Below are 13,098 nucleotides of genomic sequence, written 5' to 3'. Positions count from 1 at the left end.
AGGATTCTGGACATGACTTCTCCCACTTCCCTGCCGGTGGCGCTGATCACGGGCGCCTCCCGTGGCATCGGCCGTGCCATCGCCGACGAACTCGCGCCGACCCACCATCTGTTGCTCGGCGGACGGGACGGTGCGGCGCTGAAGGAACTGGCGTCGTCGTACCCGTCTGCGGAGCCGTTCGCACTGGATGTGCGGGAGGCAACAGCGTCGTCGGTCGAGGGAATAGACACGCTGGACGTGCTGGTCCACTCGGCGGGGGTGCTGCGGATGGGCACCATCGCGGAGCTTGACGACGACGCCTGGCGGGAGAGCTTCGAGATCAACGTGTTCGCTGTCGCGAAGCTGACCAGGCTATTGCTGCCCGCACTCCGGGCAGCAGGCGGCCAGGTGATCGCCATCAACTCGGGTTCCGGGTACAACTCGGGCGCGGGTTCGGCGGTCTACAGCGGAACCAAGTTCGCGCTGCGGGCGCTCACCGACGCGCTCCGGGAGGAGGAACGCGCCAACGGCGTGCGCGTGAGCTCGATTCATCCGGGGCGAGTGGCAACGGACATGCAGGCGGAGCTGCACGACTACGAGGGCAAGGAGTATTCCCCCGGATCCTGGATCCAGCCCGCGCAGGTGGCGAAGGCCGTCCGGCTGGCAGTCGATGCGTCCCGCGATTCAACCGTCGAAGCGCTCAACATCCGTCCCTCGGGGATGTCATGAGCACCGTCCGCCTCGTGGCCACCGTGACGGGTGAGGTTCAGGGCGTGGGATTCCGTTATCGGACTCGGCAGCAGGCGGAGCAGCTCGGGCTCGTCGGTTCGGCCACCAACCGGTCCGACGGTTCTGTCCTCGTCGTCGCAGCCGGGCCGTCGTCGTCCGTCGACCAACTCCTGATCTGGCTGCATTCGGGAGACACTCCCGGCCGGGTTGAGAACGTGGATGCGGACCTGCACGACGACGGCGCCACTGATTTGACCGGCTTCGTCACCGACTAGCGGCTCACGCCACTGTGTGCGGCACCCCGAATTGGGTCTGCACGCCGGGCGAGTACAGCACCGATTCCGGCGGGCCCGCCACGTCGAGGCCCGCTGCGTGAACCAGCCCGTCCTGACAGGAGTCGAGAACCGCCGTCTGCAAGGGCCAGGGAGCGTGGGTGTTCGGAATATAGATCGTCCGCCCGGCAAGGCGTGAGTGCAGCCCGAAGCGAGCAGTGACGTGGACGGACAGCGGATCGGCGGCGATGTTGCCGGTGGGAAGCACTGAGAAGGAGGACGTTGCCCCGCCGAATCTCTTCACCGAATACCCCGTCTCTTCCGTCCCTTGCCACGCGCCGCAACGGGACCAGACGTAAGGGATCCCCGCGGCGCGGGCGGCCAGCACCACGGCGAGCCGTGACGCGTCCAGGGTAAGGAAGACGACGCCGCGGACACCGGTCCGGTCGCGGGAGTACAGCCGGACGTTCACCTCAGTGAATGAGCCGAAGTAAGGTACCGGCAGTCCACGCCCCACACCCGCTCCGCGCATGCGGAAACCGATGAGGCCTACCCAGGAGTCGCCGTCGTACTCGTCCGGGACAGTCCCTTCCGGCATGAAGCGGGCCGCGTCGGCCGTCGCTATACGCCAGTGCAGGAAGACCGCGTCGCCCCAGAACTGGTCCATGATGGCGGGACTGCCCAGCGGAGGAGGCGCCGGCCACCGGTCGGGGGCCGGACTCGGGTCAGACATGGGTTTTGGGCACGTCGCCCTCGCCCTCGGTCTCGACCTTGCGTTTCCGGACCCGGTCGAGGGCCATCATCACCGGAGTTGCCGTCACTCCGTGGAGCACCACTGACAATGCGACCACCAGGCCGACGAAGCCCCAGACCTCGTTGGCTTCGGCGTCGAACTCGCCGTTCGAGAGCCCGTAGCCGAGATAGTAGAGCGAGCCGATTCCCCGGACGCCGAAGAAGGCGAGCGCCACCTTCTCGCGCATGCCCGTCTCGCCGCCGAGCAGACCGAGGAAGCCGGCCAGCGGACGCACGATGATCAGGAAAGCCAGCGCAAGGAGCACATCGGTCCAGCCGATGGTGTCCAGGAGTCCGCGCGCGATCGCCCCGCCCAGCAGTACGAGGATGACCACGGAGAGCAGCCGCTCGAGTTGCTCCACGTAGCTGTGCAGCACGCGGTGGTAGCCGTGGTCGCGTTCTGCCCCACGGATGGTGACGGCGCAGACGAACACCGCAATGAACCCGTAGCCTTCGAGAGTCTCGGTAACGCCATAGGCAAGGAACGTAGCTGCAAGCGCAACGAAGCCCTCGGAGTGGTTCGACAGGCGGAAAGACTCTGCCCGCGAGGAGAAGAAGAGGCGTCCCAGAAGCTTGCCCGTTCCGAATCCGAGGAGCACACCGAACCCGATCCGCCACAGCACGTCCACCGCGAGCCACTGGGGCAGCCACGCTTCCGGTGCCGTGCCCAGAAGGCTCATGGTGATCGCCAGATAGACGAACGGGAAGGCCAGTCCGTCGTTGAGCCCCGCCTCGCTGGTCAGCCCGAAGCGGACCTCATCCTCGCGATCGAAGCCCTCCTCACCGTCGGCCGGTTCACCGACCTGCACTTCCGAGGCAAGCACGGGGTCTGTAGGGGCCAATGCCGCGGCCACCAGGATCGCGCTGGCCAGTCCCAGGCCAAGGAAAGCGAATCCCATCAGCGTGAAGACCAGGATGCAGAGCGGCATCACGATCCCGAGCAGGCGCCACGTGGTAGACCACGAGCGCCAGCCGACGGGACGGTCAAGCGCAAGGCCTGCACCCATGAGCGAGATGATGACGCAGACTTCGGTGAGGTGGGTTGTGGCAACCTCGTACTTGACCGGGTCGGGCGTGGGCAGGTATTCGATCAGTGAGAACGCCACGACTCCGGCTGCGAGAAAGACAAGAGGCATGGAGATCGGGGCCCGCCTCAGCAGCCGGGGCAGGAGCGCGGCGGCGAAGACGACGGCGCCCAGAACGGTGTAGATGATGCTGGGTCCCTCGAAGAGTTTGAGCATGGGAGGTTCCCTCTCGCCGTGTGGTCTTGCCTAAAGATACTCGTGTGGGGGGAACTTCGTAGCGGCTGTCACCCCGGGATGGGATACTGGTCCCGATCTCGACGCAGCGGGGGCATAAATGGAATTCCTGGACACGACCACGCTTCGTGTTGCCTTCGGCGTGGTGGCTGTCACCCTGCTGGGGCTTTTCTACTTCGTCACCTTCCAGCGAACCCGTTCGGTGTACAGCGCGTGGTGGTGCGTTGCTCTCCTGCTGTTTCTCGCGGGTGCCGCCGCATACCTGCTCGATGGCACGGTTCACCAGCAGTGGGCCAACCCCTCCGGCAATGCCCTGCTGGTGCTCGGAGCGGCCAGTGTGTGGGCTGGAGCCAGGACACTGCGAACCGAGGGACCGGAACCGTGGCAGATACTCGCTGGACCCGCTGTAACGCTGGTTGTTTCCGTGCTGGACAATCCGGCAACCAATGACTGGTCAGGGGGACCGGTCTTCCTGGCGTTCATGTGCCTGTTTCTTGCGCTGGCTTCCGCGGAACTATGGGCAGTGAAGCGGTCCTACAGCCGGGTGAGGCAATCCCTTGCGCTCGCCTCCGGCCTCCTCGCAGCCTTCTATCTATGCCGCTGGATAGTCTTCATCGTTGAGGGGCCGGACGGACCCACTTTCGTTGCCTACTTCGACTCGGCCATCACCACACTGATCACGCTGGTCCTTCTGGTGGTTGTGTCGTTCAGCATGGCGGCGCTCAGTAATGAACAGGTCACCCAGGACCTCCACCTGCGTGCCACCCGGGATGACCTCACCGGCCTCCTGAACCGTCCCGGGTTCCATGACCTGGCGGTGAATGAACTGAAGCGCATCCGGGACAGCAGGACCCCGGGCGCGCTGGTGCTGGCCGACCTTGACCACTTCAAGACCGTGAACGACACCTATGGGCACGCCGCCGGAGACGTGGTCCTCCAGGCCTTCGCCGATGCATGCGTCGGCACGGTCCGGTCCACCGACCTGGTGGGCAGGCACGGAGGCGAGGAGTTCGTCATCCTGCTCTCCGGAGCGGACTCCAACCGGGCGGAGGGGATCGTCGGTCAGGTGAGTGCTCGGTTCGCACTGGCGAGCTTTTCCGAGGGATTTAAGCCGCCGACGGTCAGCTACGGGATCGCCGCTATCGACGGCAGCTCAAAGGATCTGGGAACGATCCTCGCCACCGCCGATGCTGCCCTGTATGAGGCAAAATCCCTGGGCCGCAACCGGGCGGTTCAGGGTTCTTCCGGCGGCGGGGACTGAAATGGGACGGCGCGTTGCCTCCGCCGGAACTCCCGCGACGGTGCTCCTGAGTAAGCTCGGGGTCCCCTACCGCACGCTCTCCTACATCCACGATCCGTCCGCGGAGCACTACGGGACGGAAGCCGCCGAGAAGCTTGCGGTAGATCCGGCACAGGTGTTCAAAACACTCATGGTGGACGTCGGCACCCAGTTGGCAGTCGCCGTCGTGCCCGTGAACCGCACGCTGAACCTGAAAGCGATGGGTGCAGCCTGCGGCAGCAAGCGCGCGGCCATGGCGGACCGGGCCGCGGCGGAGCGGCGCACCGGGTACGTCATCGGCGGCATTTCACCGCTCGGCCAGAGGCACCCCAGCCCGCTGGTGCTGGACGAATCCGCGTTGCCCTTCGACGCAATCCTGGTGTCGGGCGGCCGCAGGGGTCTCGAGATAGAGCTTGCGCCGGCTGATCTCCTTCGCGCAACGGACGGTACGACGGCGGCGCTCGCCTCGGATTGACCGACCGGCTATTGTGGTGCCAGTTGTCCCACCCCTTCCAGCGAAAAAGAGCACCTGTGCATTGTCACGGCATGCTGGCGGTTGTCAATTCTTCCGCCGGAACAGCGTACCGGCGCAGTGTCGACGCTGTAGCGTCCTTCCTGTCATCGGCATCCTCCCGGCAGGGCAGCGCTTTTGAGCTTGCGCGTACGGAGAACCTCGACGAGCTGAGCTCCGCACTGGGGAGCCTCAACGGCAGACAGTTGGTCCTGCTTGGAGGCGACGGGTCGGTTCACGCGGCGATCGAGTGCCTGCATCAGTCCGCCACGCTCGACGCAGTGGGACCTATCGGAATCATTCCAGTCGGCACCGGGAACGACCTTGCACGGTCGTTGAAGATTCCCCTACACCCGCTGCAGGCTGCCGAATGCGTGATGTCCGGCCCTGCCCGAACGATGGAGCTGCTGCTCAGCGGGGACAAGGTTGCCGTCAACGCGGTGCACATGGGTATCGGCGCCGATGCCTCATACAAGGGTGCCGAAGTGAAGAAGAAACTTTCGAAGATCAAAGCAGGGAAGCTGGGCTACCCGCTCGGCGCGATCGCAGCAGGAATCAGCTCGCCGGGTCTGAACCTCAGCGTGCGGGTCGACGGAGAGCTGTTGCACGACGGCTCCCGCCCTCTGCTGATGGCCGCGCTTGGGCTTGGAGGCACAGTCGGCGGGGGTGCGCGGCTCATTCCCGACGCCAATCCGCACGACGGGTTCGTCGACGTCGTGCTGTGGGAGTCGGTGGGAAGAGCCGCCCGGGTAGGGTACGCGCTGGGCCTGAAGAACGGGGACCACGCGCGGCGGAGCGATGTGCGGGTCGGGCGGGGCCAGACTGTGGAGGTCACAGCCGTGGACGGGAACGGATTCCGCGTGAGCAATGACGGCGAGCTGTGGGGCCCCTTCACGGAGCGCCGGTGGGAAGTGCAGTGCGATGCCTGGCAGGTCATTGCACCGCAGTAGATATCACGGTTCGCAAGGGATTGCCACGGGGACCTTCGAATTCACTCAAGGTTTCCACAAGAGAGAGGGAGCACTCTTCTTACATGGCAAACAGCCCAGTAGGCTGATTGTCAGCCGCCAGCAACAATGGGCCCTTTCGAGGGCACCTAGCGAAGGCTAGATGTTCAGATTCCTTCCCGGAGGGTCGGTCGGAACGGACCTTCAATAGGGGAAAATGTACGGGGAGTACCAGTGAGTGAAGTCAGGCCAGCGTCCGGCCACCAAGTGTTGAGGAGCCGTCGTCGTGCGGTGCGGTCGGGCATGAGCGTCTGTCTTGCGGTGGCTGTCATCTACTCATTCGGTTACCCAGGGGCTACGCCCCTCTCATCCGGATCAGGAGCAGCAGGCACCATCCTCGCGCAGGGTGCCGGCAACTCCACTGATGTCGCAGAGCCACCCACCGGATTCGTGGGTGAACAGCTGCTGGTAGCACCGGAGGTCACCGCGCCCCACGGCAGCTCCGATTCCCTCGTTCCGGGTCGTGAGATTCCAGGCGCCAAGGAATCAGCCCGCGCACGGGCGAACGCTGAGGAAGCCTCAGTCGGAGAAATCAGCACCATGGGGCGTCCCGGCAAGGGAATGCTCATCTCGCCGCTGCAGTTCCTCACCCCCAGTTCCCCATTCGGTTTGCGCACCAGCCCCATCACGGGTGAGCACGGTGAGTTCCACTCAGGCCAGGACTTCGCAGCGCCGTGCGGCACCCGGGTCTTCTCGGCGGATGCCGGGGTTGTGCGTGCGGTTGGCTGGCATCCGTGGGGTGGCGGCAACCGAGTTGAGCTCGATCACGGCAACGGGCTTGTCACTACCTACAACCACCTCGAGGGTGTCGCTGTGGAAACCGGTGACCGCGTAGGTGCAGGGCAGGTCATCGCCACAGTCGGCACCACCGGCTGGTCCACCGGATGTCACCTGCACTTCGAGACCATCCTTGACGGCGCACACACCGACCCCAGTGCTTGGAAGCTGATCCCGCTGGATGGCAGCGGACCAACCGAGATGCCGAGCCTGGTGAACTTCACGCCCGGCACCGGTAACGGGCGCGACGGCGACACCGCCTGGGTCGCCTACCTCGCTTCATCCGAGCCCATCGAGCCGATCGCCTACAAGTCACCGTCGCGCGTTGATGCTGAGGTGTCTGCGCTCGGGAAGCGCCCTGCCACCGGCAAGACCCCGTCCGCCGCGGAGAAGTCCTCGCCGGGCAAGATCGTCACGGCGTCGCCGTCGGGAACGCCGTCGACCTCGGGAACGCCGTCCAGCACAGGGACGCCGTCGTCTTCAGGAACGCCCACTGATAAACCGGGCACATCCACGTCCACGCCTCCTGCGACGAAGCCCCCGGTCACGAGCACGCCCCCGACGACGACGGCTCCAGTGACGCCTCCGTCCGGCGAGACCGAAACCCCCTCGACTCCGCCGCCAGCGTCCGAGACCCCTTCCACTCCACCGCCAGCGACCGAGACCCCCGCTCAACCGACACCCCCTGTCACTGATCCGGTGCCGACACCCCCTGTCACTGATCCGGAGCCGACACCCCCTGTCACTGATCCGGAGCCGACGCCAACGGTCACCGATCCGGTGGTTGAAACCCCCGCGGATCCGGCCCCGAGTGATACAGCGGTTCCGACCGCGGACTCACCGGCTCCGACTACGCCGTCGGCCGCTGCGCCGGAGACCTGCGACCCGCTCGGCGATTCGGCGGCGGACCTGATCACGATTGATCCGGAAACTGGTTTGGCGATCGATCCCGTCACCGGGCTGCTGCGGCCTGTTGAGGAACTGTGTGACCCGGCGAGCGAAGTTGTCGCCGCGGCGCCGTAGATACTGACGACGAAGTTTGAATGTGCCCGGATCCTCCCAAAGGATCCGGGCATTTTCGCTTCAGCAGCGCGTCCGGATTTCCTTGTACGGGTCGTCCGGGCAATGCGTCAAGACACCATAGTCATATTGGTACGAGATTGCCTTAGCCTCTTCCCTTGGTTGCTTACCCCAAGTAACCTCGTGTCACCCCCCTCTCTTTGAGACATATCCGGAGGTTCACACATATGGGAAAGCCTTTCCCGCTCTCTGCCAAGATCGCGCTCCTGAGCACCGCTGCCCTGGCTGCGCCCATCTTGGTTGGTCCGCCCGCCGTCGCCAACGCACAGTTCCCGTCGACGGAGGGAAACACCAACACCGCGAGCATCCTCACCTATGACGACACCATCGCCGAACTGACCAAGCTTGAGAAGAACAGCCGGTATCCGGTCGATGTCTTCACGCTGGAAGAAGCCGGCACAGAGGTTAACAAGAGTGAACAGGGCCGCGACCTCTACGTGGCAACGGTCGGAAACGGACCGGAAGACGTCTGGGTGCAGGGACGCATCCACGGCAACGAGCCTTACGGTGCCGAATCGATCCTGACCCTTCTGAAGGACCTTGGCACGAACGGATCCGCCGAGTACCAGGAAATCCGTGACGCGTTCACCATCCACTTCATCCCGATGTACAACCCGGACGGCAGCGAGATGAACATCCGCCAGACCGTCCTGTACGACGATGAAACCGGGAAGCCCCTCCTGAACGGCGCCGGTCAGGAGCAGCGCGTCGATCTCAACCGCGACTGGGTCGCTGACAAGTTCCAGGCCGACGAGTCCCTTGCGTTCTACGAGTACTGGACCATGGTCAAACCCGACTACGGGATCGACATCCATCATCAGGGCCTGAAGAAGCAGTACGGCACGGGCGACGACGTCACCCTCTCCCTCGGCATCTCTCTTGCACCCGGCGGCCCCACGCTGCCGACCCTGCAAGGTGGGGCCTACGACGTGCTCACCCGTCAGATGCACGGCCACGTCTTCCAGGAACTGTCCAAGTACGGCTACATCACCATGGACCGCTATCAGGTTGGCGGTTCGCTGGAAATCGACATCAAGGGCGGCGTTGTGTCGGCAATGATGCTCGGACTCAACTATCAGGGCCTGAACCCGTCCGGACACTCGAACCCTGTGGTCTTCTTCGAGACCTCGGGCAACACCAGCGACGGCAGCCTCGGCCAGAAGGCGCGAGGCAAGAGCATTCAGCAGAATGTGCTCGCCATGAAGACACTCCTGTCCGGCCTGGCAACCGACGAAGTCCAGCAAGTGGACCCCAACGTGTGGGAAGAAATTCCGCACACTCCGGTCACCGGCTACAGCACCGACTACGCCGGCACCATTCCGGTCTCCTTCTGATCTCCAGCACTTCCTGAAAGGAAACCCTTCCCTGTGAAGAAATCACTTGCAGCAGCAGCCCTCGCCGGCGCCCTCACCATCTCCTCCGTGGCCGTTTCCGCGCCGGGCTTCGCCGTAGGCGAGGGACCGGGATACAACGGCAACGAAACCATCAACACTTCGATCCTGCGCACCTACGATGAGATGGTCGACTACCTGAAGACTCAGGACGCCAAGCAGGACGCAATGGAGCTTGAGGTCATCGGGCAGTCCGTGAAGGGCCGCGACCTCTATCTCGCGAAGTACATCTCCAACCCGGAGAACCCGACCATCCTCTTCCTGACCCAGCAGCACGGCAACGAGCAGCTCACCACAGAGGGTGCGCTCGAGTTCATCAAGCACCTCGGCACCGGCAAGACCGGCGGAGTCCTCGACGGCGTCAACATCCTGGTAGTGCCCATGCTCAACCCGGACGGTGCAATGGGTGATGTCAACTTCTCGCTCGATGACTACATCGCCAGCGGTGACCGGCACCTGACCAGATACAACGCTGTCGGCGTGGACCTGAACCGCGACCATGTCGCGAAGGTGCAGCCCGAGACCCAGGCGCTGCACACCAACGTCATGGCCAAGTACGACATCGACTACATGATCGACCTCCATCACCAGGGCACCAACAGCGAGCGCGACGGAAAGCTGGTTTCCGGTTCGATCCTGCACCCCACCACGCCCAACGTTGATCCGGACGTGCTCGAGGGCTCCAAGCGCCTCGGCGCAGTAGTGTTCGACGCCGTCGACTCCACAGGCTGGGGCCACCTCGGCAAGTACGTCGGTGGTTCCGCCGAAACCATCAGCCGCAACGGCATCGCCGTCGAGTACGGAATCTCCACCCTGCTGTTCGAGATGCGCGGTATGTCCGACCACTTCAACGAGGGCGCCGTCCTCGGCCAGAAGAGCAACGGCTACCTGATCAAGCAGACCGTCACCACACTCGACGCGACGGTCCGCGCGATCGCTGACGGTTCGATCAGCACCGCAGACACTTCCTTCTGGGACACCCTTGCAGAGCAGAACAACCGCTCCGAGTAACCAGGTCCGGTAGTCCACAGCACGCAGAAGGGGCGGGCCGCTTACAGCGGCCCGCCCCTTCTGCGTGTGTGGACTACTCCCCCGGTGTCTATTCCCCTGGTGCAGCGGTACTGGATCGCACGATCATCTCGGTATGCGCCGTGTGGTCGGTGGGGTCGCCGGATTCGGCAGGACCGGCGAAGAGCTGCAGCATCCGTTCGACAGCCCTGGCGCCCTGCCGCGCCGGATACTGTGCGACAGTGGTCAGCCCGAAGACCTCGCCCAGGTCGTGACCGTCGATTCCAATCACGGAAAGCGCATCCGGCACCCGAATCCCGAGTTCCCGGGCCGCGACGATAGCGCCGATTGCCATTTCATCCGAGGCACAAAAAACGGCGGTCGGCCGGTTGCGGGGATAACCGAGCATGCGCTTCGCGACGGCGTAACCACCCGGAATCGTGAAGTCCGCGTACGCCAACCACGACGACGACACCTCCAGTCCCGCCGCTTCCATCGCCACCTCGTAGCCACGACGCCGGCCCTCGGAAATGTTGAAGTCCCGCGCCGCATCCTCTGGTCCGCCGACGTAACCGATCCGCCGGTGCCCCAGGCTGATCAGATGTTCGGTTGCGAGCTGCGCGATGGAGAACTCATTCACGCTGATGGTGTCCGCGCCCGGCAGCGGTCCCCCGATGCCGACGATCGGCTTGCCCACCGCGAGGAGCTGCCCTAGTTCAGTGTCGGAGAGCTGCAGCGATACCGAGATAACGCCGTCGCAGCGCTGCCGTAGCAGGAACTCGGAGAACACCCTGTCACGGTGAGCGGCGCCGTCGCTGACGTTGTAGAGCGTGAGGTCGTAACCGGCGTCGAGCAGGGACGCGGCGACACTGTCCACAATCTGGGAGAAGTACCAGCGGTTGACGGAGGGCACAACGACGCCAACATTTCGGTTCCGGCCCGACGCGAGCGACGAGGCCGAGAAGGACGGAACGAATTCCAGTTCCTTCGCGGCCTCGAGCACTTTGAGGCGGGCACGTTGTGAGACCTGACCGTTGCCGTTGAGGGCACGGGAAACCGTGGCCGTGGAAACGCCGGCAAGCGCTGCTACATCCTTGATGCCAACCACGGCGCCCTCCCTCAGAGCAAAGGACGGGCGGGGTCCTCTTAGTTGAGTCTTAGCCATACGCACCGGTTCGGCGCCAATACGCCGTCGGCACCGGCATCCGCATGGCTGGCCGCAAGAACCGAGCCCGCAGGTACGTTGATGTCAGATTGTCCCATGTTGAAGATCACCATCACGTCATTGTTGAGGAATGCGATGGTGTCGGTGCCGTCGGCGTCCACCGCCCAGCTCAGCGACCCTGCGCCCAGCCCCAGCTCTTTTCGGAGCGAGAGCGCAGAGCGGTAGAGATTGAGGGTCGATGCAGGGTCTGCCTGCTGGGAGTCGCGGGCAAGGGTCGCCCAGTCCTCGGGCTGAGGCAGCCAGCCGCCGTCGTTCGAGCCGAAGCCGTAGTGCGGCTCATCCGCGCGCCAGGGCAGCGGGACGCGGCATCCGTCCCGGCCCACTCGTTCTCCGCCGGTGCGAACAAAGGTGGGGTCCTGACGAAGTTCGTCCGGGATGGTGAGGTGGTCGGGCAGCCCAAGTTCTTCGCCCTGGTACAGGTACACGCCGCCGGGCAGTGCCAGCATCGCCAGGGATGCAGCGCGTGCGCGGTCAAGCCCGACCTCCGGCCTTTCTTCCCCGAATCGTGTGGCGTGACGAGGAACGTCGTGGTTGCTCAGGACCCAGGTGGTTGGAGCGCCGACGCTGTCGAACGCCTGAAGTGAGTCGGTAATGATCTCCCGGAGCCGGGCGGCATCCCACGGGTGGTGCAGATAGGCAAAGTTGAAGGCCTGGTGCATCTGGTCGTTGCGAACCCAGTTCACCAGCCGCGACAACGGATCAATGGTCGCTTCCGCACACAGGATGCGGTCGCCGTCGTACTCGCCCAGGATCGAGCGCCACCGGCGGTAGATGTCGTGGATCGCCTTCTGTCCGAACATCGGCGCAGCGTGGCCGGGGTGTTCCTCAGTCGAGCACCCGTCGGGGCGTCCGTGCCAGTCCGGAAGGCCTTCGGCCTTGACGAGGGCGTGCGCGACGTCGACGCGGAAGCCGGTGACGTTCCGGTCCAGCCAGAAGCGGAGGATCCGCTCGAACTCGGCGTGCACGGCCGGGTTGTCCCAGTTGAAGTCCGGCTGGGAGGAGTCGAAGAGGTGGAGGTACCACTGGCCGGGTGTGCCGTCGTCGTTCAGCGTGCGGGTCCAGGCCGAGCCGCCGAAGTGCGACTGCCAGTTGTTCGGCGGATTGGACCCGTCGGGGCCGGTTCCGTCGCGGAAGATGAACATTGCGCGTTCCGGTGAGCCGGGTTCAGCGGCAAGGGCGGCCTTGAAGAGTGCGTGTTCGCTGGAGCAGTGGTTGGGGACGAGGTCGATGATTACCTTGATCCCCAGCTCTGTTGCTCGTGCCGTAAGCCGGTCGAAGTCTTCGAGACTGCCGAACATGGGGTCGACGTCGCAGTAGTCGGCGACATCGTAGCCGCCATCCCGCTGTGGCGAAGTGTAGAACGGAGACATCCAGATGGCGTCGACGCTGAGGTCGGCGAGCTGGTGGAGCTCAGCCGTGATCCCTGCGAGATCCCCCTGGCCGTCACCGTTCAGGTCCCTGAAGGACCGGGGGTAGACCTGGTAGATGACCGATGAGCGCCACCATGCGTCGTCGTCGTGTGCGGTGTGGAGAGGTGCATGAAATGTGGGCGCGGGCGACAGGGCGGAGACAGCTGGCGCAAGCGATACGGCGTTGGGCATGGGGTACATGCTAACCACGGCAGCACGTTAATTGAAAGCGTTTACAGTTGCTCTTGATCCCGTTGTACCAACCCTCCCGCGGATTCTCGCGGGCCACAAAATTCATCTTGTGCGGATTGACCGTAAACGCTTACGATGTGTTGTGCCTCACCCCTTCCGACGGATTGCGAAGGGTTCGGCACTACCAA

At 64.4% G+C, this 13,098-nt stretch carries 12 protein-coding genes; 8 read left to right on the top strand and 4 right to left on the bottom strand.

Annotated features, from left to right (window positions below):
- Positions 1-12 precede the first annotated feature (12 nt).
- Together AC5RU3_RS00280 and AC5RU3_RS00275 are read left to right on the top strand one after the other, a co-directional pair.
- Positions 13-708 (top strand): SDR family oxidoreductase, encoded by a 696-nt coding sequence (locus AC5RU3_RS00280; protein WP_493964578.1) that lies wholly within the window; start codon positions 13-15, stop codon positions 706-708.
- Positions 705-983, top strand: coding sequence for an acylphosphatase (locus tag AC5RU3_RS00275; RefSeq protein ID WP_493964577.1), 279 nt, complete (start codon positions 705-707; stop codon positions 981-983). The genes AC5RU3_RS00280 and AC5RU3_RS00275 overlap by 4 nt, the downstream gene beginning before the upstream one ends.
- Before the next feature lie 4 nt (positions 984-987).
- Here AC5RU3_RS00275 and AC5RU3_RS00270 read toward each other — a convergent pair whose 3' ends face one another.
- Positions 988-1,713, bottom strand: a complete 726-nt coding sequence (locus AC5RU3_RS00270) for a YqjF family protein (RefSeq protein ID WP_493964576.1) — start codon at positions 1,711-1,713, stop codon at positions 988-990.
- The gene (locus AC5RU3_RS00265; protein WP_493964575.1) at positions 1,706-3,013 is read right to left on the bottom strand and encodes a cation:proton antiporter; all 1,308 of its coding nucleotides are present in this window, start codon (positions 3,011-3,013) and stop codon (positions 1,706-1,708) included. Before AC5RU3_RS00265 ends, AC5RU3_RS00270 begins: the two co-directional genes overlap by 8 nt.
- A gap of 118 nt (positions 3,014-3,131) precedes the next feature.
- On the opposite strand from AC5RU3_RS00265, the gene AC5RU3_RS00260 reads away from it, so the two are divergent.
- The 6 genes from AC5RU3_RS00260 to AC5RU3_RS00235 all read left to right on the top strand — a co-directional run bounded on the left by AC5RU3_RS00260 (position 3,132) and on the right by AC5RU3_RS00235 (position 10,087).
- Positions 3,132-4,292 (top strand): GGDEF domain-containing protein, encoded by a 1,161-nt coding sequence (locus tag AC5RU3_RS00260; protein ID WP_493964574.1) that lies wholly within the window; start codon positions 3,132-3,134, stop codon positions 4,290-4,292.
- A 1-nt stretch (position 4,293) separates the two neighbouring features.
- Complete coding sequence (gene ybaK / locus AC5RU3_RS00255; protein ID WP_493964573.1) at positions 4,294-4,785, top strand: Cys-tRNA(Pro) deacylase; 492 nt, start codon at positions 4,294-4,296, stop codon at positions 4,783-4,785.
- Between the two features lie 71 nt (positions 4,786-4,856).
- Positions 4,857-5,771 (top strand): diacylglycerol/lipid kinase family protein, encoded by a 915-nt coding sequence (locus AC5RU3_RS00250; RefSeq protein WP_493964572.1) that lies wholly within the window; start codon positions 4,857-4,859, stop codon positions 5,769-5,771.
- A 231-nt stretch (positions 5,772-6,002) separates the two neighbouring features.
- A complete protein-coding gene (locus tag AC5RU3_RS00245; protein WP_493964571.1) occupies positions 6,003-7,628 on the top strand; it encodes a M23 family metallopeptidase in 1,626 nt (541 codons plus the stop codon).
- 224 nt (positions 7,629-7,852) lie between these two features.
- The gene (locus AC5RU3_RS00240; protein ID WP_493964570.1) at positions 7,853-9,019 is read left to right on the top strand and encodes a M14 family zinc carboxypeptidase; all 1,167 of its coding nucleotides are present in this window, start codon (positions 7,853-7,855) and stop codon (positions 9,017-9,019) included.
- Positions 9,020-9,052: 33 nt separating this feature from the next.
- Positions 9,053-10,087: a M14 family zinc carboxypeptidase gene (locus AC5RU3_RS00235; protein ID WP_309071666.1), complete on the top strand. Its 1,035-nt coding sequence runs from the start codon at positions 9,053-9,055 to the stop codon at positions 10,085-10,087.
- 88 nt (positions 10,088-10,175) lie between these two features.
- Here AC5RU3_RS00235 and AC5RU3_RS00230 read toward each other — a convergent pair whose 3' ends face one another.
- Both AC5RU3_RS00230 and AC5RU3_RS00225 read right to left on the bottom strand, forming a co-directional pair.
- A complete protein-coding gene (locus AC5RU3_RS00230; protein WP_493964569.1) occupies positions 10,176-11,192 on the bottom strand; it encodes a LacI family DNA-binding transcriptional regulator in 1,017 nt (338 codons plus the stop codon).
- 38 nt (positions 11,193-11,230) lie between these two features.
- The gene (locus AC5RU3_RS00225; protein WP_493964568.1) at positions 11,231-12,910 is read right to left on the bottom strand and encodes a glycoside hydrolase family 13 protein; all 1,680 of its coding nucleotides are present in this window, start codon (positions 12,908-12,910) and stop codon (positions 11,231-11,233) included.
- Between the last annotated feature and the right edge of the window lie 188 nt (positions 12,911-13,098).

It is taken from the genome of Arthrobacter sp. MDB1-55, assembly GCF_059092925.1.
This window is presented reverse-complemented; position numbering and strand designations above follow the sequence as displayed.